This window comes from Candidatus Binatia bacterium (assembly GCA_036504975.1).
GTDB lineage: Bacteria > Desulfobacterota > Binatia > UBA9968 > UBA9968 > JAJPJQ01.
This window is the reverse complement of record DASXUF010000100.1, coordinates 17547-38193: the sequence shown is the minus strand read 5'-3', so window position 1 is coordinate 38193 and position 20647 is coordinate 17547. Positions and strand designations below refer to the sequence as shown.

17 protein-coding genes are annotated in these 20647 nt (G+C 60.7%); 12 read left to right on the top strand and 5 right to left on the bottom strand.

The window, feature by feature from the left end:
* From aspS to VGL70_13105, 3 genes are all read right to left on the bottom strand, one after another.
* Positions 1 to 936: aspartate--tRNA ligase (aspS, locus tag VGL70_13115; protein HEY3304466.1), on the bottom strand; the 936-nt coding region annotated here is incomplete at its 3' end.
* A gap of 453 nt (positions 937 to 1389) precedes the next feature.
* Positions 1390 to 2664: a histidine--tRNA ligase gene (gene hisS, locus VGL70_13110; protein ID HEY3304465.1), complete on the bottom strand. Its 1275-nt coding sequence runs from the start codon at positions 2662 to 2664 to the stop codon at positions 1390 to 1392.
* 133 nt (positions 2665 to 2797) lie between these two features.
* Positions 2798 to 3805, bottom strand: a complete 1008-nt coding sequence (locus tag VGL70_13105; GenBank protein HEY3304464.1) for an amidohydrolase family protein — start codon at positions 3803 to 3805, stop codon at positions 2798 to 2800.
* Between the two features lie 49 nt (positions 3806 to 3854).
* Between VGL70_13105 and VGL70_13100 the strand changes: the two genes are divergently transcribed.
* Positions 3855 to 4928 (top strand): hypothetical protein, encoded by a 1074-nt coding sequence (locus VGL70_13100; GenBank protein HEY3304463.1) that lies wholly within the window; start codon positions 3855 to 3857, stop codon positions 4926 to 4928.
* Positions 4929 to 5422: 494 nt separating this feature from the next.
* Here the strand turns inward: VGL70_13100 and VGL70_13095 are convergent, their stop codons facing one another.
* Entirely contained in the window at positions 5423 to 6955 is a 1533-nt protein-coding gene (locus tag VGL70_13095; protein HEY3304462.1) for a class I adenylate-forming enzyme family protein, read from the bottom strand.
* Between the two features lie 186 nt (positions 6956 to 7141).
* Between VGL70_13095 and VGL70_13090 the strand changes: the two genes are divergently transcribed.
* The 7 genes from VGL70_13090 (at position 7142) to VGL70_13060 (ending at position 14473) form a co-directional block, all read left to right on the top strand.
* The gene (locus tag VGL70_13090) at positions 7142 to 8218 is read left to right on the top strand and encodes an alpha-hydroxy acid oxidase (protein HEY3304461.1); all 1077 of its coding nucleotides are present in this window, start codon (positions 7142 to 7144) and stop codon (positions 8216 to 8218) included.
* A 27-nt stretch (positions 8219 to 8245) separates the two neighbouring features.
* Positions 8246 to 9289, top strand: a complete 1044-nt coding sequence (locus VGL70_13085) for an extracellular solute-binding protein (GenBank protein ID HEY3304460.1) — start codon at positions 8246 to 8248, stop codon at positions 9287 to 9289.
* A gap of 26 nt (positions 9290 to 9315) precedes the next feature.
* Complete coding sequence (locus VGL70_13080; GenBank protein HEY3304459.1) at positions 9316 to 9783, top strand: cupin domain-containing protein; 468 nt, start codon at positions 9316 to 9318, stop codon at positions 9781 to 9783.
* A gap of 27 nt (positions 9784 to 9810) precedes the next feature.
* Complete coding sequence (locus VGL70_13075; GenBank protein ID HEY3304458.1) at positions 9811 to 10401, top strand: DOMON-like domain-containing protein; 591 nt, start codon at positions 9811 to 9813, stop codon at positions 10399 to 10401.
* Positions 10402 to 10418: 17 nt separating this feature from the next.
* On the top strand, positions 10419 to 11630 hold the full coding sequence (locus tag VGL70_13070) for a DUF1343 domain-containing protein (GenBank protein HEY3304457.1): 1212 nt from the start codon (positions 10419 to 10421) through the stop codon (positions 11628 to 11630).
* Positions 11631 to 11654: 24 nt separating this feature from the next.
* Positions 11655 to 13220 (top strand): GMC family oxidoreductase, encoded by a 1566-nt coding sequence (locus VGL70_13065; GenBank protein HEY3304456.1) that lies wholly within the window; start codon positions 11655 to 11657, stop codon positions 13218 to 13220.
* 149 nt (positions 13221 to 13369) lie between these two features.
* Positions 13370 to 14473, top strand: a complete 1104-nt coding sequence (locus VGL70_13060) for an extracellular solute-binding protein (GenBank protein HEY3304455.1) — start codon at positions 13370 to 13372, stop codon at positions 14471 to 14473.
* On the opposite strand, the gene VGL70_13055 is transcribed toward VGL70_13060, so the two are convergent.
* The gene (locus VGL70_13055) at positions 14470 to 15195 is read right to left on the bottom strand and encodes a class I SAM-dependent methyltransferase (GenBank protein HEY3304454.1); all 726 of its coding nucleotides are present in this window, start codon (positions 15193 to 15195) and stop codon (positions 14470 to 14472) included. The two genes, VGL70_13060 and VGL70_13055, sit on opposite strands and share 4 nt — an antisense overlap.
* A gap of 98 nt (positions 15196 to 15293) precedes the next feature.
* Between VGL70_13055 and VGL70_13050 the strand changes: the two genes are divergently transcribed.
* The 4 genes from VGL70_13050 (at position 15294) to VGL70_13035 (ending at position 20520) form a co-directional block, all read left to right on the top strand.
* A complete protein-coding gene (locus tag VGL70_13050) occupies positions 15294 to 16499 on the top strand; it encodes a DegT/DnrJ/EryC1/StrS family aminotransferase (protein HEY3304453.1) in 1206 nt (401 codons plus the stop codon).
* A 166-nt stretch (positions 16500 to 16665) separates the two neighbouring features.
* On the top strand, positions 16666 to 18831 hold the full coding sequence (locus VGL70_13045) for a carboxypeptidase-like regulatory domain-containing protein (GenBank protein ID HEY3304452.1): 2166 nt from the start codon (positions 16666 to 16668) through the stop codon (positions 18829 to 18831).
* Between the two features lie 78 nt (positions 18832 to 18909).
* Positions 18910 to 19395, top strand: a complete 486-nt coding sequence (locus VGL70_13040; GenBank protein HEY3304451.1) for an NUDIX domain-containing protein — start codon at positions 18910 to 18912, stop codon at positions 19393 to 19395.
* 138 nt (positions 19396 to 19533) lie between these two features.
* A complete protein-coding gene (locus VGL70_13035; GenBank protein ID HEY3304450.1) occupies positions 19534 to 20520 on the top strand; it encodes an ABC transporter substrate-binding protein in 987 nt (328 codons plus the stop codon).
* Positions 20521 to 20647 lie beyond the last annotated feature (127 nt).

The window sequence follows — 20647 nt, the reverse complement described above, 5'->3', positions numbered from 1 at the left end:
CGAGAAATCCTTCAGCTCAAGACCGAAGCGCAGGTCCGGCTTGTCCGTGCCGTAGCGCGCGCGCGCTTCCGCCCACGATAGGCGCGGGAACGGGCGCTCGATATCGATGCCCTTCAACTCTTTGAACAAGAGCGCCATCATTCCTTCGATGACTTGAATAATGTCCTCCGGCTGGATGAAGGACATCTCGACGTCGAGCTGGGTGAATTCGGGCTGGCGGTCGGCGCGCAGGTCCTCGTCGCGGAAGCAGCGCACGATCTGAAAATAGCGGTCGAGGCCGGCCACCATCAGGATCTGCTTGAAGAGCTGCGGCGATTGCGGCAGCGCGTAGAATTTTCCGTGATACATCCGGCTCGGAACAAGATAGTCCCGCGCGCCTTCCGGCGTGCTCTTGGTGAGCACCGGCGTCTCGACCTCGATGAAACCGAGGGAGTCGAAGTAGTCGCGGATTTTCTTCGTCATGCGATGGCGGAGGGTGAGCGGCGCGAGGCTGCGCGGCCGGCGCAGATCGAGATAGCGGTACTTTAGCCGCGTGTTCTCGGTTACTTCGCCGTCGTCCTCGATCGGAAACGGCGGGACTTCCGAGGCGTTGAGCAGGCGCACTTCATGAACCAGCAGCTCGACCTCGCCGGTCGAGAGCTCGCGGTTGATCGTCTCCGGCGGCCGGCGTGAAAGCACTCCGCGCACGGCGATGACGTCCTCGGAGCGGATCTGCTTGGCTTTCTCGTGCGCGGCCTGGCTTATTTCCGGATTGAAAACGACCTGCACGATGCCGCTGCGGTCGCGGAGATCGACGAAGATCAGTCCGCCATGATCGCGTCGCCGCTGCGCCCAGCCGACAAGGATCAGCTCCCGGCCGACTGCCTCGACCCGCGGCTCGCCGCAGTAGCAGCTCCGCCGCCACTCTCCCAGTTGATCGGTAAACGCCCTATCCATAACTACAGGCTCAATTCAAAAGGCAAAGTGCAAAATGGAAAATGAGATCTCTTTTTAACTTTACACTTTGCAATTCTTGAATAACGGCTAAGTATCGTGCGCGTGTGAGTGATGAAGAAGCCTAAAGTATGGCAAATGCGCTCAACAAAAAACCCTTTTGTTACCCTCTCCCGCCTGCGGGAGAGGGCAAGGGTGAGGGTTGTATCCTCGTAGAACCCCTCATCCTGACCTTCTCCCCACAGGGGAGAAGGAAGCCCTTGGGACTGTGAGATTTGCAAAATGACTGACCAAGGCTTAGGCCACCCAAGCGTGTTAGACCTGTTTTCTAGAATGAAAAATGGAACTTTCGTCGGTCTTTGGGCATTCCTCACAATCCTACTCAATAAGTAGCTTTGTGAGAAGCCCGGTTTACGCTCGTAAATTTGACTTTTCATAGCCGTTTTTCAAGAATTTTCATTTTGCATTGGCTGTCAATTGCGCCGCGAGCTGCTCTTCGAGGCCGTCCAGCTTCAACTCCGACTGTTCCTTGGTATCCATATTACGGAGCTGCCCGATTCCCTTGCCGAGCTCGTCGTCGCCAACGATGAGGACATACTGAGCGCGGAGCTTATCCGCCCGCCTCATCTGGCTCTTGAGACTCTTCTTCTCTCCCTCCATCTCGACGCTGATACCGCACCGGCGCAATCTGTGCGCGGCGGGAAACGCCCACGATCGCCCGGCGTCCCCGACCCACACCAGAAAAAGCATCGGCCGCGCCGCCGGCCTCGTCTCTCTCATTCCCAGAAGCAGGACCAGCCTTTCCATCCCAAGCGCAAAACCGACGCCGGGGGTCGGCGGGCCGCCGAGATCCGCGACCAGACCGTCATAGCGCCCGCCCGCCGCGACCGCGTTTTGCGAGCCCAGTTGGTCGCTCGTCCACTCAAACGTCGTCCGGCAATAATAGTCCAGGCCGCGGACCATGCGCGGGTTGAGCTGGTAAGCGACGCCGCGCTCTCCCAGCAAATGCCGCACGGAGTCGAAGTGCTCTTTGCAAGCTTCACACAAATAGTCGAGAATCGACGGCGCGTCGCGCGTCGCCTCGATGCATGACTCTTCCTTGCAATCCAGGATCCTCAGCGGATTGCGCTCCATGCGCCGCCGGCAGTTCTCGCACAACTTCCCTTCGAGCTCTTTCAAAAACGCCAGCAACTTAGAGCGGTAGGCCGGACGGCACTGCACGCAGCCGAGAGAATTGAGCTCCAGGGTCACGCCTTCCAGGCCGACGCGCGAGAAGAAATCGCTCAGCAGGAGAAGAATCTCCGCGTCGATCACAGGATCCGCCCGCCCCAGCGCCTCCGCGCCGATCTGGTAAAATTGGCGCTGTCTTCCCTTTTGCGGCCGCTCGCGCCGGAACATGGGGCCGAAGTAAAAGAGCTTGCGCACCGGCTCGACCTGATACAGCTCGCCTTCCACGTAGGCGCGTACCACGCCCGCGGTCCCTTCGGGCCTGAGAGTCAACGACGAACCTTTCGCGTCCTGGTCCGAGAAGGTGTACATCTCTTTTTCGACGATATCCGTCGTCTCGCCGAGCGAGCGGCTGAAAAGCTCCGTCTTCTCGACGATCGGTATGCGGATCTCGGAAAAGTTGTAGAGCGCAAAGAGCTCGCGCGCCTGCTCCTCCACGAATTGCCAGGTCTCGACCTCGCCGGGAAGAATGTCGACAAATCCTTTGATCGAGCTGATCTTCATTTCTGTAATTTTATTCCGGAATCAAACAAGAATATAGTCACATGCACCCGAGATCAAGCAATTTAGTCCGTCTCTTGCGAATTGAGGATAGACGAAATGGTACCGAAATACTGGATTAACGGATTGGCCTGCGTTAAAGCGGGAGCTTGTAAAACCTCTCCGCGTTCCGATAGAGAATCGCCGCCTTGTCGTCCTCGCTGATATCCCCGCTCTCCATCAGCTCGGCGATGTCGCGCTTGCAGCTCTCGTTCGTGACTTCGTGCGGAAAGTCGGAAGAGTACAGGAACGGCTTGTTGCCGACGACTTTGACGGCGAAGGGCATCGTCAGCTCCTCCGTTTCGCAGCCGAGGAAGACGCGGTCCTGCTTGATCAGTTTGAGGATATACTTTTTCGGATCCTCCTCCTCCCGGACTCCGAACTGGCCCGCTGGAATATGCTGGAAGTGGGTTTCATGCGACGCGTACAGCCGTTCGATACAGAGCAAGAGCCAGGCGACGCCGCCTTCGAGGAAGGCGATCCGGACGCGCGGGAAGCGGTCGAAGATGCCGTTATAAAGGATATCGGCGAAGCTGACCGTGAGCCCCCATGGATGGCCCAGCGCGTGCACGGGCACGTACATGTTCATGTGGTCCATGCCGAAGCGGTCGTGGCAGCCGCCGTGGATCGCAAGGCAGCAGCCGAGGCGATCGGCCTCGGCGTAAACCGGCCAGTACGCCTTCGCGCCCAACGGATGCGCGAGGCCGTTGGACGGCATCATCGCGCCCAACATCCCCAGCTCGGTGACCGCGCGCCGGAGTTCTTTGGCGGCTTCCTCCGGGTCCTGCATCGGGATCAGCGCCATTCCCTTGAAGCGCGGGTCGAACTTCAAGTAGGCGTCATAGAGCCAGTCGTTGTACGCGCGCGAAACCTCCACCGCGTAGTCGAGGCTGACGATCTTCCCATAGGAAAGCGCGACCGTCGGGTAGAGCACGGTCCATTCGATGCCGACGTCGTCGAGAAAAGCGAGCCAGCCTTCGGGGCCGACGGGCGGCCGCCCGTCCCTCTGCGGCGGCGTTTCCACCGCGCGTCCGGCATGGAAATGGTCGAGCGGCGGAAAGACCACGCCCTTGCGGTGAAAAATTTCCCGATAAGGGGAAGTCATATGGGCGATGATTCCGCCGTTGTCCTCGATAATATGGCCGTCGCCGTCGATGATTCTGGTTTTGGATGGTCCGAGCATCGGCACTTCCTCCCTGGTGTCTGGAATAAACTCGTATCACGGCGCCGGTTTCGGCATCAACCGGCCATGGAATAAAGCATCCGCATATCCCAACTGCGGGATCGAGCAGCCTCGTGTCGCCCAAGCGCCAGTCATCGTCAAGACACTCGTCTTTCATGGGGCGAACCAGGATGCACGGACAACCAAAGGCGGTCAGCGCCTCATCGACCGGGGCAAATCCGGTCGCGCCGAGCAGGTTCAGCAATTGATCGTTCGCCGTAGCGGACCAGATGACGAGTTCGGCGAAGGCGCCCGCATCCACCGCGGCTTCCAGGAGCGCCGCCTGCACAGCGCCGTTCATCGCCTCGAGATCGACGATGTTCACACGCGGGGACGGTCCGGGCTTGCCGATCTCTCTCTTCAGCACGAGATAGCCGTCCAAGATATCCTTCCCCACGTAGAGAAACCGGTACTCGCAAAGAGGATTGCGAAAACGCCAGTCGAAGTAAGACTCGTCTCGAACGTGGCGCACTCGTCCGTCGTGTCCGATCCGATCGATCAAGGCCGCCATCGCCTTGGACCTCGGGCAAGCGTCTATTTCCACGGCCGGTCCGGCTTTCGTGGCGAACGGATTGTCCGCACGATCGAGTCGTTCGAATGGGCGTCGCTCCGCCGCGCTGTAGAGCAACCTGCCCTTCGAGTATCGCCAAAGATAAGGCGCCTGACCAAGATGGAAGCGCAAGGCGCTACGGAGCTTAGCTCCGCGAGGTCGGCGTCCCAGCGGTTTCAGCATCCCGATGCTGCGCCAGCCCATGGTGAGCGATCCCAGCACGGTGAGTCTGCCGCCGCTCAAGTTGAAAAGGAATCGCGACTCCGAGTCGCGAAGACCCGCGTATGCCGTCTGCATGATCCGGGTCACCAATCCCAGGTTGCGGTGGTCTTCGCGAACGAGCATATCGTCGGCGACGAGCACGGGCCAGTGGCGCGCGGGCACGCCCGCTTCCCAACGAGAGGCGTAAAATCCCCGCATGCCGACCAGCGCGTCGTTATGAAACGCGAGATATAGTTCAGGCGCAACGGAATACGGGTTGCTCTCATGTTTCCATTCGAGATAGCGCAGATTGAGCTCCGGATCGGGGCTCCATAGGCCCGTTTGGAATTGTGCGACGGTATGCCTGAAGCTTGGATCGTATCTCACGATCCGGTAGCCGGATTGCGGCAACGGGCGCGGGGCCGCCCGCGAGCGCGGGGCGGCGCCGGAGTCGGACACGGCTAAGGTACGCCGCAGATAGCGCAGGATATTCGCAACCGAATCCCACTCTTTTGTGATGTCCACGGAAGTTGGGTCGATGGCGCGCCCGGTTTTCGCTTCGATCCAGAGAACCAGATTAAAAAGAGCCAGCGAATCGAAGAGTCCCGAAGCGACGAGCGAGCCGTCGCGAGCCGAAGACAGATCGATCCCCCAACGCTCGAATTGCGCCAGCAACTCGTCGCGCAAAGACGACTGATCTACCGTCTCGTCGGCGCCGGGTTGCACTTCCGCCTCGCGGGAGGGTTTGCTCATGGGGCGGCGCGCTCCCGAAGCAACTTAGCCATCGGAACCGGAGCGAGAGTTTCGCAGAAGTCGGCCACGTCCCGCCGGTTGACTTTGCCGGCTGAGGTGCGCGGGAGTTCCTTGAGCAGGTACCAACGCTGGGGCATTTGATGAACCGCCAGATGTCTGCCGGTCCATTGATGCAGCCGGATGAGCGCTTCTTCGGAAGACGATCTTAGAACCACCGCAACGCCCACGTCTTCGCCCTGAAGCGGTTCGGAAAATCCGAAGGCGCAGACATCGACGGTCTCATCGAAACGCTCGATCACACTGTCGATGTCGCCGGGATAGATCTTCTGACCGCTCTTATTGATCTCCTCGCGCGCCCGTCCGCGCAAGTAGAGATACCCGCGCTCGTCGACGGCGCCTATATCTCGGGTGGAGAACCATCCGTCTAAGACGACTTCCGCCCTGAGGTCTTCACGCCCGAGATAGCCCTTCATCAACGCCGGCGTTTTGATCCACACATAGCCGTCTTCATTGGGCCTACAACGCTCGGAAGATAACGGCGAGATCGCCGTGTCGCCGGTTCGTAGAACAACGAGTTCCCCACCCCAAACTTCGCCGATCAGGCCGTCTTCGGGCACCGCGTTCGCGACCGTCGTACCCGCGAGCCAGCTCCCGGTCTCGGTTATCCCGTAGGCATTCATCACCTCCTTGGCACGGGTCCATTGCTGCACCGAGCGCCATAGCGCCCCCGACAGCGGCGCGGACCCGCAAAAGACGCGCTCAAGCGAACTCCCTTCGGGTGGCTTTGCGATTTTCAGCGCGAGCCGCCACACCGTTGGCACTGAGGAGAGAAAGGTGATGGCATATTGGTCTATCACCGTCCCAAGCCCGGCAAGAATGTCGGTACGAAAAGGCGGCAGCACGTAGAGGTCTTGACCGAAGAGCCAGGGAAAAAGGGAGTTGCAGATGAGTCCGTGACCGAAGTGCGTCGGCAGCAAGCACAAGGTTCTACGGAAGGTCTCGATCCCGAGGAAGCTGCGCAAGCTGCTCCACCTGGCGCCGAGCGACCGGTGAGTATGAATGACGCCCTTGGGTTTTCCCGTGGTCCCCGAAGTGAATAGAATCAGGGCTTCGTCGTCCGGGCTTGAAAGGCTGGAGGAAGGAGCGCGCGCACCCGCAAGTGCCGCGGCTTCATCCGCCGTCACGACGCCGATACCGAGGTCTAACAGTGCGCGTATCGTCGCATCAGGGGGCGATTCCTTCCAAACGGAAAGCTTGGGTCCGGCCGCTTGCGCCAGTGCCGCAATCTCATAGGGCGTCAGCCGGCCATCGACCGGAACCGCGCACGCGCCGAGATGCCAGCTTGCCAGCAGATCGACGAAGAACTCGAGGGTATTGCCGTGGTGAAGGAAAATCCGATCGTGACGCCCGACGCCGCGTTGAGCGAAATAAGCGGCTCTAGCTTGGCAGCGGCCAAATATTTCCGCGGGTTCCCAAGCCCGAGCGCTAAACGGCTCGACGAGCCGGCCGACGCCATGAGTTACCACCATTTTATCCTCAGCATTCCGGACCCAAGCCGCTCATCTCTTTTGGGACATGATACAGCATTGCTCAGTTCGCCGTAAACCAGAGTCGATGCGCACCTATCGCAACAGCTCCCATTCACAGGCTATAGTAGACCCGCCTTTTGCAACAGGCTAATGTGAGCGTTGACCTAAACGGCCCTGGGAGGTTTTATGAGTACCGGCGCGGAATTGATTAATCTTTTCGAGTTCGAGGCCGTCGCCAAAGAACGCCTGCCGAAAGAGGAATACGACTACATTGCCGGCGGCGCGACGGACGAGCTGAGCGTCGAGCGAAATCGCCGCGCGTACGAGTCGTGGGCCTTTCGCCCGCGAGTGTTGCGCGACGTTAGCGCGCTCGATCTCTCCACGACTGTGCTCGGTACCAAAGTAAACCTTCCGGTCCTCATCGCGCCCTGCGGCGGGCACAGGCGGGCCCATCCCGACGGCGAGTTCGCCACCTACCGCGCGGCGGCGGCCTGCGGGACGATCATGGCGGTCAGCGCCAACGCCGGCAGCTCCTTCGAAGAATTGGCCGGCGCCGCCGCGGGCCACCTCTGGGTGCAGCTCTATCCCTTTCGCGATCGGAAATTGACGAAGGACTGGCTCACGCGCGCGAAAGAATCAGGATACGAAGCGGTTTGCGTCACTTTGGACTCCCAGTGGCCGCCCAAGCGCGAGCGCAACATCCGCAACAAGTACCGGAGGACTCGCGGCGTCAATTACCCAAAACCAAGCGCAGAGAGAGCGAATCCGCCGCGCCCAGGAGGCAGCGCCGGCGAGGGGGCCGACCCGGCGGCCACCTGGAAGGATTTAGAGTGGATCAAATCGGCGACCGATCTGCCGGTCGTCGCCAAGGGAATCATGACGGGCGAAGACGTTGCCCTCTGCGCCGAGGCCGGCGCCGACGCCGTGATCGTCTCCAACCACGGCGGCCGCCACCTCGATAATACCTTGGCGACGATCGAGGTCCTATCAGAGGCGGTGGACGCGGCGAAGGGAAAGATGGAGATCCTGCTCGACGGCGGCATCCGGCGCGGTGCCGATGTCGTGAAGGCCATCGCCTTGGGAGCGAAGGCCGTCTTCATCGGCCGTCCGCTTTTTTGGGGTCTCGCCGTCGGCGGCGAGCACGGCGTCGCTCGCGTCCTGGAGATCCTCCGCGAGGAAATCGAGATCACCATGGCGAAGTGCGGCCGGCCGACGATCGCGAGCATCGATGCCAGCCTGGTGGTCAAAGCGCCGCGCTTGTGAGAGGCTCTTTTTGCCCAGAGAAGCGAGATGCAAAAAACAATTTCAACGGCGTGGATTTTGGCGTTAACTCTCGGCGCCTTCCTCTCGTATGATCCTGCTCATTTCGCCGGCGCTGCGGAACAGCCCGTGCTCGTCGAGGGCGCGCGCAAAGAGGGCGGCTTGATGATCTACTCGCTGCTGGCGGTGCCCGACCATTCGAAAATCGTCGATCGCTTCAAGCAAAAATATCCTTTTCTCGAAGTTTCGTTGATTCGCCCGGGCGCCAGCGAGAGAATCACCGCGAGAGTCATGACCGAAGCCCGGGCGGCCCGGCACTCCGTCGACGTCATCGGCGTCAGCCGTCTCAACATGTTTCACCTTATCCAGCGCGGGCTCGTCATGAGCTACGACTCCCCGGAGCGCCGGCAGTTCGACGCCGCCTTTAAGGATAAGAAAGGTTTTTGGACCGCTTTTTACGTCAATCCGGAGGTCATGTCTTACAATACCAAGCTGGTGCCGCCGGCCGCGGCGCCGAAAAGGTATCAAGATCTTCTCGATCCCCGTTGGAAAGGAAAGCTGGTGCTGGAACAAACGGCCGTCGAATGGTTCGCCGCGCTCCTCCAGCATTGGGGCGAGGATAAAGCGCTCGCTTACATGCGCCGCCTGGCGGAACAAAATTTGAAGACCATCCACGGCAATACGCTGATCACGCAATTGATAGCGGCGGGAGAGCACGAGGCCGCCGTCACTTTAAACGGGCCGCGGGTCGAGCTGACCAAGCGCCGCGGCGCGCCGATCGATTGGGTCGCCCTCGACCCGACCGTGGTGGACATCGTGACGATGGGAATCGCCGCCCAGGCCCCGCACCCGAACGCCGCAAAGCTTTATCTCGACTTCGTCCTATCCCGCGAAGTTCAAGAAGGCCTTCTGGAAGAGCAATTCGTCAAACCGTCCGGCCGAGCGGACGTCAAGTCCGCCTTCATGGCCAAGTTGCGCGGCGCGCGGGTTCAGTTCGTCTCCGTGGACGAGACGATCGGGGATCAGTGGGAGCGCTACGAAAAACTTTTTCCGAAGATTTTCAACGTGCACTGACGCGGACATAACGAAGGAGGAATAAAATGGCGCTGCACATGAAAGACCGGGAAATTCCACGGCGGAAAAGAGTTCAGCAGGGAGCGACCGGAGAAGGCACCATGGTCGTCAAGAAAGCCTACGGCAATGAGTGCAGCCTGATGATCGCGGAAAGAGCGCCCGGGTATCACACCAAGCCGCACGCGCACGAGTCCGAGCAAATCAATCATGTCCTGGAAGGCGAGATCTGGTTTTTTGTCGAAGATCAAGGGTTCCACTGTAAGAAGGGCGATTTCCAACGGATCCCCGCCAACAAGACCCATTGGGCGTGGAACCGCTCGAACCAAAACGCGACCGTTGCCGAGGCCCATGCGCCGGCGCTGATCGGCGGCCGGAGCGCCGAGGGAGCCGTCGGGCTCTTCGAGGACGGCGAAACGCCGGAAATCCGCGGGCCGGGGGAAAATAAATACGTCCCCTACGACGCGGGGGCCACAGAGAAAAGGCTGGGCCTCTGATATTCGGCGGTTGCCGTTTAGCATCCAATGCCTCGAGCGGTTCTTACGCCCCACCCTGAAACCGAAAGCGACGCGGTCGAAGAAATCCAGGCGGGCGTGTCGTGGAACTACGGCGAACCGCTTGCCTTCAGTTACGCCCTTAAGGGCGAGTTGAATCGTCTCCGGATTCCCCGCTTTAGGCCGCCGCGCCGGTCGGATCGCTTGTGGGAGCACACCTGCTTCGAGGTTTTCGTTGCTGTGAAGGGTCACCCGGCGTACTACGAAATCAATATCGCTCCGTCCGGCGAGTGGGCTGTTTATCCGTTTCGTCGTTATCGAGAGCCCGCGACGCCTCCTAAGGAAAAGTTGGCGCCGGAGATCACGGTGCGCCGCGCGGGAGACAGCTTGCAACTCGACGCGCTCGTGCCGGTGGATCGTTGGCAAGCGATAGAGCCCGGGGCGCGCTTGAGCGTTGCGCTTTCCGCCGTGATCGAAGACAATCGCGGCATGCTGAGCTATTGGGCGCTCAAGCATCCGCCCGGCAAACCCGACTTTCATCACGCGGACGCTTTCGCGTTGGAGATCGAGCGCCCGGTTCCCTCTCCCTCGCCCTCTCCCAGAGGGAGAGGGAAAGGGTGAGGGTGCGACAAAACACTATGAAGTTCGGAATCGACCGTCTGCTTGAAGAGAGCGAGCTGAGAAAACCTTTGGCGGGCCGGCGCGTGGCGCTGCTCGCTCACCCGGCGTCGGTGACGCGCGACCTGGTTCACGCGCTCGACGCGCTCGCCGCCTGCGACGACATCGAGCTGGCCGCGGCCTTCGGCCCCCAGCACGGGCTCCGCGGCGACAAGCAGGACAACATGATCGAGTCGGCCACCTACCATGACCCGGTGCATGGGATTCCAATCTTCAGTCTCTACGAAAAAGTGCGTCGGCCGACGCCGGCGATGATGGAGCGCTTCGACGTTCTCCTCGTCGATCTGCAGGACCTGGGTTGCCGCATTTACACTTTCATCACGACCTTGCGTTATGTTCTCGAAGCGGCCGCGGAGCACGGCAAGACGATCTGGGTGCTCGACCGTCCCAATCCGGTGGGACGGCCGGTGGAGGGACTGAATCTCCGGCCGGGTTGGGAAAGCTTCGTCGGCGCGGGGCCGCTGCCGATGCGCCATGGTCTCACTCTCGGCGAGCTGGCAACGTGGTTCGTGAGTACGCTCGGGCTCGAAGTGGATTACGACGTCGTGACGATGGAAGGCTGGGAGCCGTCGCGCGCGCCCGGCTACGGCTGGCCGCTCGGCGATCGCGCGTGGGTGAACCCGAGCCCGAACGCGGCTAATGTTTCCATGGCGCGCTGCTACTCCGGCACGGTCATGCTCGAAGGCACGACGCTCTCCGAGGGGCGCGGCACGACGCGGCCTCTGGAGCTTTTCGGCGCGCCCGATATCGACGCCCGCGCTCTCCTTGCGAAGATGGAAGCGCTGGCGCGAAATAGCAATTGGATCGGCGGCTGCCGGCTGAGAGATTGTTGGTTCGAGCCGACCTTTAACAAACACACCGGCAAGCTCTGCGCGGGGATCCAAATCCACGTCGACGATCCCGCATACAGTCACGACGGCTTTCGCCCGTGGCGCTTAATCGCGCTGGCGCTCAAGTCATTGCGGCTGCTCCGCCCCGACTACGATCTCTGGCACAATTTTCCCTACGAGTATGAAAGGGATCGCCTGGCCATCGATCTCATCAACGGCAGCGAGTTGTTGCGGCAATGGGTGGATGATCCCGCCGCCTCCCCCGCCGATCTCGACGTGCTGGCCTCAGCCGACGAGTCCGCTTGGCTTGCCGAGCGCGAGTCGGTATTGCTATATCGGTGAAATCGACGCGTCCCAGCGGATGAAATGTTCCTTGACGCGCGCTCCGTGCCGGAAGACTCGCTGATCGAGGCCGACCTCTGCATCGTCGGCGCCGGCGCGGCGGGCATCACGATCGCCCGCGAGTTCCGGGCGAGTCCACTCCGCGTGGTGCTCCTGGAGAGCGGCTGGTTCACAGCGGATGAGGTCACGCAATCGCTTTACGCCGGCGAGGTGCGGGAGCGGCCGTATTTTCCCTTAGATTCGATCCAGACCCGGTGCCGGTATTTTGGCGGAACCACCAACCAATGGGCCGGCGAATGCCGCCCGTTTGCCGCGCTCGATTTCGAGCAGCGTGACTGGGTCCCCGACAGCGGCTGGCCGTTCGATCTCAAGCATCTGCTGCCATTTTACGAAAAGGCGCAGTCCGTCTGTCAGCTCGGCCCATTCGCCTACGCCGCGCGCGACTGGGTCGAGCCGGGAACACGTCTCATCGCCTTCGACGATGAGCGCTTTTGCTCCTATGCCTTTCACTACAGTCCTCCCACCCGATTCGGTGAGGCCTATCGCAACGAGATCAGGGAGGCGAGCAACATTATCGCTTACCTCGGGGCAAACGTCGTCGATCTGGAGACTCCGGCGCCTCCGAGTTACGTGACCGGCGTTCACGTTGCGTGCTTATCGGGCAATCGATTTCGGGTCAAAGCGCGGGCGGTCATCCTCGCCACCGGCGGAATCGAAAACGCGCGTCTCCTGCTGCAAGCGAACAGGGTGCAGTCCGCCGGCTTGGGTAACGCGTACGACCAGGTCGGCCGCTATTTCATGGAACATCTATATCTCGATCGGGCCGCCGCGATCCTTGTTCGCGGACGAGCCATCAGCGAATTTTACACTTCCGGACACGGAGCCGACGGCCGGAGGATTCGCGGAATCCTGGCGCTCAGCCCGGCGGTCCAGCGGCAAGAAAAGCTGACGAATTATTGCGCCGTCTTGGACGAGGAGTCGCTGCAAACGGCCGTGGAGGGCTGCCGTTTTCTCATCGGAGACCTGCGCCGGAGACGGCGACCGAACGGAGCGTTCGCTCTGGTCGGAAATACGCTGTGGCTATTCGGCGGGAAGATCGCCGCGCGTTTGAAGCTCGACCGAGGAAGAGCGATGCCGCGGCTTTTTCGACTGAAGAACGTCATGGAGCAGGCGCCGAACCGCGAGAGCCGGGTCGTGCTCGCCGACGCCAAGGACGAGCTTGGTTGTCCCCGCGTCGCGCTTCACTGGCGCCTGAGCGCCATCGACAAGCGCACGGCGCATCGGGCGCACGAGATCCTCGCAGAAGAGTTTCGGCGCGCCGGCATCGGCCGCCTGCGAAGTTCGCTCGGCGGAGAAAACGACCCGTGGCCGGCCGCTCTCCGTGGAGCGCGTCATCACATGGGCACGACCCGCATGCATCCCGATCCGCGCCACGGCGTGGTCGATCCCGACAGCCGGGTTCATGGCATCGCCAATCTGTACGTCGCGGGAAGCTCCGTGTTCCCCACGTCCGGCAGCGCAAACCCGACGCTTACCATCGTGGCCCTCGCCCTCCGCCTCGCCGAGCATTTGAAGCACGTTTTGCGCTGAAGCGATTCCACTATAAATTTTGAATTTTGTCTTTTATTACTATAATTTCTTCGCTTGACAGCCAACTCCATTTCCCGCAAGTTGTTTCCACGGGAGATCGCTCTTCGGACGAAATACGGTTGGGTTTTCGACCCACCACGTCGACGCTTATGACCCCAAAACTCCTCCGTTTCATGGCGCTGCTTTTTTTCCTGCTGCTCCCCCACGTAGCGCCGGCCGATTGGAAGCAGGAGTGGGAGAAAACTCTTCAGGCGGCGAAGAAAGAGGGACAAGTTACCGTCTACGTCTACCGCTACGAGGCGGCGTTCGAGGGTTTTCGCGCCGAGTATCCCGACATCAAGGTGAACGCCGTGAGCGCCACGGGCTCGCAACTGGGACTCAGGATTATGGCCGAACGAAGAGGCGGAAAATATCTTGCGGACCTCTTCAGCAGCGGCGCCAACACAAACTTCAATGTCCTTTACAAGGCCAAGGCGTTGGAACCGATCAAGCCGCTGCTCTTGCTCCCCGAGGTCGTGGACGAGTCCAGGTGGTTCGGCGGAAGACATCGCTACATCGACCCGGAGGCACAGTACATCTTCGCCTATATCGGAAACTCAAGCGGCAGCGGACAGCTCTCCTACAACGTCAAGCTGACCGATCCGAAAGAGTTTCAATCCTTCTGGGATTTGGTCCATCCGAAGTGGAAAGGCAAGATCGTTTCTTTGGAACCGGTGAATACCGGGCTCGGCGCCTCGATGCAGTTTTTCTACTACAATCCCGAGCTGGGCCCGGAATGGATCAAGCGCTTTTTCGGTACGATGGAAATTACTTTCAGCCGCGAGTTCCGCCAGATGACCGATTGGCTGTCGCAGGGAAGGTTCGCGCTCTGCATGGGCTGCAAGGACGTCGATCGCGCCCGGCAGCAGGGGCTTCCCGTGGCGTCTCTGGACGATGTGCCATGGAAAGAGGGGCGAAGCTTTTCTTCAGGCGGCGGCACGTTGAGTTTCCTCAACCGTGCGCCCCATCCGAACGCGGCCCGGGTTTTCGTCAACTGGTATCTCTCGCGCAAAGGCCAGACGGCGCTGCAAGACATGGAAGATCCGCTGGGCTCCGAGTTCCGCAACTCGCTCCGGATCGATATCCCTAAAGACAAAGTTCCTGAGGCGCGCCGGCTGGCCGACGGCGTAAAATACCTCGACGTCACCCGCCCGGAATTTTCCGAAACGGCGCCGATTTTCAAGCTGGCGAAGGAGATCACGAAACGGGATTAGCCTGGCTTAAACCCGCCATAGGTTCCATAATTCGTGAATTTCCAGAAACAGTCCACGTCGCGGAAGCCGGCCGCTCTTAGCGCGAACAACTCCTCTTCCATCAATCCGTTGTAGTGCGCGCCGTGAGGCAGCCGCTCTCTAGAAGGCGCTTTCGACGCTTCCCCTTCTCCATTGGCAGATCCATCGATCCAGCGCTGGCGGGTTTTGCGGTAGCGCGCCCGCATCTCTTCGCTCGACGCTTTGAAGCTGTCGGCGTTGATGAAACAACCGCCCGGACGAAGCAGGTCGTAGACTTCGCGGAAAAGCTTTTGCCGCCGCTCACGCGTGAGGTGGTGCAGCGCGCGCGCCGAAACCACCGCGTTGAAAGAACCGGAAAGCACGCCGAACCAGTCCGGCGCGTCCAGTACGCCGTGAACGAACTCGATCCGCCCTGCGAACCTTCCGTTCCGCTCCCGCCCCAGCTTGATCATCTCCTTGGAGCCGTCCAAGCAGACCGCGCTCGCGTTCGGACGGTCTTCGAGGATGTCCGCCGCCAGCGCGCCGTAGCCGGCGCCGACGTCGAGAATGCGGATCGGCTGCTCTTTGGGATGCGGAATCATAAAGACGGCGGCCTTCATCTGCATCTCGCGGATGCCGCGCTCCCGATCGGACTGCTCGTCCCAGCGATTGATAAACCCCCTGTCTTCCCATGCCTTCTCCGGCGGCCGTTCTTTCGTTTCCATGAATCCTCCAGTTGATCTCTATCACTACGTATCGTTCCGAACACGGCCATTTGTCAAACCGTTTCCGCCCGCAACCTTCATCCTTTATACTCCCTGCCGTGTATCCCTACCGCGTTTCTCTCGCGCGGCCTTATTGGACCGGCGCCGCTTATCGCGCAATACTGCGAGCGCTTTTTTCCGGCCGCATCAGCGACGGGCCGGAGCTCGATCGCCTTCGTTCGGCAATCCTCGAACAACTCGGCGTCGAAGACGCGATCCTATGCGGATCGGGAAGCTTCGCGCTCGAAGTCGTCTTGCGCGCCTGCGGCGTCGCGCAGGGCGACGAAGTCATCATCCCCACTTTTTGCTGCACCGCCGTCGTGCCGCCGATTCTAGCCGTCGGCGCGTTTCCCGTGCTTGCGGACATCGGCGATGAACTCAACCTCACCGTTGAGACGGTCAAAGCGGCGCTGACGGAGAAAACAAAAGCGATCATCGTGCCGCACCTCTTCGGCAATCCCGCCGACATCGACGCGATCGTGGACCTCGCGCGCGGGAAAAACATCCGCGTCATCGACGATGCCGCCCAAGCCTTGGGCGCGACGATCGACGGCCGGCCCGTCGGCGGCTTCGGAAATGCGGGCATCTTGAGCTTCGGCGCCGAGAAAGTTTGCTCCGGTCTTGGTGGTGGCGTCGGCGTATCTAAGAAGGAAGGAATGTTCGGGGACATTGACCTCTGGTTCCCCGGACGTTTTAGGACGCTGCGGGGCCTCTTATCCGCTTTGTTTTGGCGGCGCTGGCGACGCTGGACGTATCCAGCCGAGGCCTTGTTCGCTCAATCGAACCCGGATGCGCCGCCCGACCCGTACCGGCAAGAGACGATGGCGAATCTGAGCGCGGCCGTCGCTTTAACTTTGATGCAGACGCTGCGCGAAAACGTCGCCGCGCGGCGCGAGCGCGTCCGCGACTATCAAAAATTTCTCGGCGGCGAGGAACGCTTACAACTGATACCGCACCGAAGCGGCTCCGCCTGCCTGACGCAGATCGTCCGAGTCGTTCCCCGAGGACGCGGTGACGACTCCGCCGCGCGCGTCATCGCGGCGTTAAGGCGCGCGGGCTTTGAAGTCCACGGCAGCTATGTCCCGATCCACCTCCTCTCCGCTTACGAAAAATTTGCCCGTATTCCACTGCCAAACGCGGAACGAGTCTGGGCGGATTTAGTCGAGCTTCCTTGCGAACCCGACGTGAGCTTCGATGATGTGCAACGTATCGCCTCCTTTGTGAAACGCCTTGTCCATTCGTTAGCGACAAAGGTGGGGGCGTAGTTTAGCGAACATCTGTAGGGGCGACCCCCTGTGGTCGCCCAAGAAACCGGGCAGGCACGGGGGCCTGCCCCTACAAAGCGCGCGGTCTTCATACGCATTGACACAACCGGCTCCTCTCGGATAGTTTTTAGTCGCACTAGTCGCTGAACCCCGAAAGGAGCCGGACATGATAACGAAAAAAACTTCTTATCTGAGTGCTCTCGCAATCGCCGTCGCGGCGATCATCGCCGCCTGCGCGTCCGAGATGGTAGAACAAACCGGTCGCGCCATCAGCATCGACAGCGACGACATCGCCGGCGTCGTCACCAGCGCGAAGGGACCCGAGGCCGGAGTTTGGGTCATCGTCGAGACAACCACCTTGCCGACCCGATTCACCAGAAGCGTCGTCACCGACGATCAGGGGCGCTACCTCGTGCCGGATCTTCCGAGAGCGACCTACAGCATCTGGGTACGCGGCTACGGCCTCGTCGATTCGCCGAAAATCCGAGTCATCCCTGGTACTATCATGAACCTGAACGCGGTGATCGCGCCGAACGAGGCCGCCGCGGCGCAATTTTATCCGGCGATCTATTGGTATTCGATGCTCAAGATTCCCGAGGCGAGCGAGTTCGGCGGCAAGAGCAAAATTCCCCCGCATTTAACCCGGAACGAATGGGTGAACTTGATGAAGATCAACGGCTGCGCCAACTGCCATCAGCTGGGCACGTTTTCCACGCGCACGTTCCCGAAGAACGTGCCGCATCCGTTCCCTCCGTTCGCCAATTCCGAGGAGGCGTGGTTTCGCCGCGTCCAGTCCGGGCAAGCCGGCGAACAGATGTTCACGATCTCCGTCAAGGAACTCGGCGGCGCGGCTTTCCGTTATTTCGGGGACTGGACGGACCGGATCGCCAAGGGCGAGCTGCCGCACAGCAAACCCGCTCGGCCGGAAGGCGTCGAGCGCAATATCGTCGTCACCACCTGGGATTGGCTCAACGACAAGAATTACCTCCATGACCTGATCTCCTCGGATCGGCGCTACCCGACCGTCAATGCCTACGGTCCGCTGTACGGGTCTGCCGAGCACAGCACGGACCAAATGCCGATCCTCGATCCGAAAACGCACAAGGCTTCGATCTTCATGATGCCGGTGCGGGATGCCGATACGCCTATGGCCATTGGACCGGGCCATGCGGCGGGCAACAAAGTCCTGCAACCGTCGCCTTACTGGGGCAACGAGCTCTACTGGACGAGCAAGGCCAACAACCACAACGGCATGTTCGATCGCAAGGGGCGCGTGTGGTTCGCGGCGGCGGTGCGCGGCCCGAACAATCCGGCCTTCTGCAAGAAGGGCTCCGACCATCCTTCGGCCAAAGTCTTCCCGATCGAGCGAACCAACCGCCATCTTACGATGCTCGATCCCAAGACCATGAAGTACACCTTCGTCGACACCTGCTTCGAAACGCATCATTTGCAGTTCGGGTACGACGCCAACGACACGCTGTGGACCAGCGGCGGCGGCCAGGTTGTCGGCTGGCTCAACATGAAGATGTTCGACGAGACGGGCGACGCGGCGAAATCGCAGGGCTGGACGCCGTTTGTTCTCGACACCAACGGCAACGGCAAGCGCGACGAGTACGTCGAGCCGAAGGAGCCGGTCGATCCGGTGAAGGACAAGCGGATCTCGGCGGGTTTCTACGCCGTGATGCCGAGTCCGGCCGATGGCTCGATTTGGGGCTCCACGCGGGGCTTTCCAGGGGCCGTCGTACGGGTGGTGCCAGGAGCCAGTCCGTCGGAGACGGCGCTGGCGGAGATCTACAACGTGCCGCTGCCCGGCTTCGGCATCCGCGGCGCGGACATCGACAAGAAAGGCGTCGTGTGGGCGTCGCTCGCGAGCGGCCACCTTGCCAGCTTCGACCGCAGGAAGTGCAAAGGTCCCCTCAACGGCCCGAAGGCGACCGGCAATCACTGTCCGGAGGGCTGGGCATTTTATAAATATCCAGGGCCCGGTTTCCAGGGGATCGGCGACAACAGCGCCGAGTCGAGCTACTATTCTTGGGTCGACCAACACAACACGTTCGGCCTCGGCGAGGACGTGCCGATGTCCACCGCCAACTTGCACAACGGCCTGGTCGCGATGAAAGACGGCAAGATGATTCTTTTGACCGTGCCGTACCCGATGGGCTTCTACGCCAAGGGCTTCGATGGACGCATCGACGATCCGAAAGCCGGCTGGAAAGGCCGCGGCTTGTGGAGCTCGAGCGGCGACCGCGCGCCGTGGCTGATGGAAAACGGCAAAGGCTCCAAACCGCTCGCGGTGCATTTCCAGCTACGGCCGGATCCGCTGGCGAAGTGAGACGCGAACCGACAAAGTTCCGCGTGACCGGCTCTTGGACCTTATGAGATCATTAGCGGGGAAAAAGGAAACCAGCACATGCCGGCTCCGGTCGTAGCTGCCATATGCTATCGACGTAGAAATGGAAAAATAGAATTTCTCCTGGTGCGGGCGAAAGGCGGAAACTCTTGGACCTTTCCCAAAGGGCACGTTGAAAAAGCACCATCCGAGCCGCCTTGGGAAGCCGCGCAGCGCGAAGCGGATGAAGAGGCCGGAGTCGGCGGGGCGATCGAAACTGAACCGTTCACCTCTTACGCCTACGGCAAAAGCAATGCGCGCGAAGACGTCGTCGCCGCCTATCTGATGTCCGTCGAGTCGGAACGAAAACCGGACGAGCCTGAAAGAAAACCGCAATGGTTTTCGCCGGAGCGCGCGATCGAAATGCTTGCCGCGGGCGATCGGGAAGAAAAACATATGCGCGAGCATGAACGCGTGGTCAGAGCGGCGCTGGCCAGGCTGAGAAAGCAAGCGGCCAGCGGAGATCTTCGAAGCGCAGGCGGACGCCTAGGTCCGTCGGCGAAATGAGATACGGCTTTATGAACGACATCCCGGAGATCCAAATCGAGGAGGCCAAGAAGAAATTAGACCAGCGGGATTGCACATTCGTCGATATACGATTCGCCTGAATCCTCCCCATATCTATTTTCTTCAGCGGAGGATGCGATGAGAACAAAAATTTCCATTCTGTTTGTCCTGCTGATCGCTGCCGCCGCTGGACCCGCGCCGGGCGCGCAGACGCCGGTCAAAGTCACCATGACGACCGGCTCGTTCAGCGAACGGGAGGCCGCCATGTTCGTCGCTCAAGACCAGGGCTTTTTTCGCCGCTACGGCCTGGAGTTGACTTTCGTCCACGTCCGCAGCGGTCCCATCGGCATGGCCGCTCTCGCGGCGGGCGAATCGCAGCTTCACGAGGGCTCGGTCACCGGCGCGGTGCTCGGCTCCGCCGCGGAAGGGACCGACCTGGTATTCGTCGCCGGCATGATCAATAAGCTCATCGGCAACATCATGGCATCGCCGAAAATCAAAACTCCCGCGGACTTGAAGGGCAAAGTCATCGGCGTCACCAGCATGAGCGGCGGCAGTTGGATGTTCACCACGCTGGCGCTCGAGTACTGGGGGTTGGACGCGAAGCGCGACGGCATCACCTTTCGCGTTCTCGGCGATGAATCGATCCGCAGTCAGGCGGTTCTCAACGACTCCGTCGCCGCCACGCATCTCGGATATACATTTGCGGCGCCGCTCAAAAGCCGGGGCTTTACCAACCTCGGCGACCTGGCGCAACTACCCATCCCCTTTCAAAGCACGGGAATCATGACCAAACGCGGCTTCCTCAACTCGTCGCCGGAAGTCGTGGAAAAGGTTTTGCGCGGCATAATGGACTCCATGGCCTTCATCGCGCAACCGGAAAACAAGCCGGCGGTTCTCAAGAGCCTGGCCAAGGGGCTCCGCCTGCCAAAGACGGAACTGGCCGTGGAAGGTTACGAGAGCCTGCCCCTGCTGTACGACCGGCGCATCTATCCCACGGTCGAAGGCATTCGCAACGTTATCCGGCTCCTCGGCTCGACCAATGAAAAGATCCGCCGCCTCAAAGCGGAGGATCTGGTCGACGATCGGTTTGTGAAAAAGCTCGAGAAGGAAGGGCTGTTCTAATAAAGGAGGCGAGGGCAAATATGCGCGTGACGAGAACTCACAATTTGCCGGAGAAACCCATGGATGGAGCCACACCGGTTCCCGGCTGGACCGGGCGGCTAATGTCCAGAGCGGTACTGTGTAAAGT

Coding starts and splice junctions, on each gene's coding strand:
- VGL70_13105 (HEY3304464.1), bottom strand. CDS start 3,805: ATGACTTCCCCTTATCGGGAAATTTTTCACCGCAAGGGCGTGGTCTTT.
- VGL70_13060 (HEY3304455.1), top strand. CDS start 13,370: ATGACCCCAAAACTCCTCCGTTTCATGGCGCTGCTTTTTTTCCTGCTG.
- VGL70_13085 (HEY3304460.1), top strand. CDS start 8,246: ATGCAAAAAACAATTTCAACGGCGTGGATTTTGGCGTTAACTCTCGGC.
- VGL70_13055 (HEY3304454.1), bottom strand. CDS start 15,195: ATGGAAACGAAAGAACGGCCGCCGGAGAAGGCATGGGAAGACAGGGGG.
- hisS (HEY3304465.1), bottom strand. CDS start 2,664: ATGAAGATCAGCTCGATCAAAGGATTTGTCGACATTCTTCCCGGCGAG.
- VGL70_13070 (HEY3304457.1), top strand. CDS start 10,419: ATGAAGTTCGGAATCGACCGTCTGCTTGAAGAGAGCGAGCTGAGAAAA.
- VGL70_13035 (HEY3304450.1), top strand. CDS start 19,534: ATGAGAACAAAAATTTCCATTCTGTTTGTCCTGCTGATCGCTGCCGCC.
- VGL70_13045 (HEY3304452.1), top strand. CDS start 16,666: ATGATAACGAAAAAAACTTCTTATCTGAGTGCTCTCGCAATCGCCGTC.
- VGL70_13090 (HEY3304461.1), top strand. CDS start 7,142: ATGAGTACCGGCGCGGAATTGATTAATCTTTTCGAGTTCGAGGCCGTC.
- VGL70_13095 (HEY3304462.1), bottom strand. CDS start 6,955: ATGGTGGTAACTCATGGCGTCGGCCGGCTCGTCGAGCCGTTTAGCGCT.
- VGL70_13040 (HEY3304451.1), top strand. CDS start 18,910: ATGCCGGCTCCGGTCGTAGCTGCCATATGCTATCGACGTAGAAATGGA.
- VGL70_13075 (HEY3304458.1), top strand. CDS start 9,811: ATGCCTCGAGCGGTTCTTACGCCCCACCCTGAAACCGAAAGCGACGCG.
- VGL70_13065 (HEY3304456.1), top strand. CDS start 11,655: ATGTTCCTTGACGCGCGCTCCGTGCCGGAAGACTCGCTGATCGAGGCC.
- VGL70_13100 (HEY3304463.1), top strand. CDS start 3,855: ATGATTCTGGTTTTGGATGGTCCGAGCATCGGCACTTCCTCCCTGGTG.
- VGL70_13080 (HEY3304459.1), top strand. CDS start 9,316: ATGGCGCTGCACATGAAAGACCGGGAAATTCCACGGCGGAAAAGAGTT.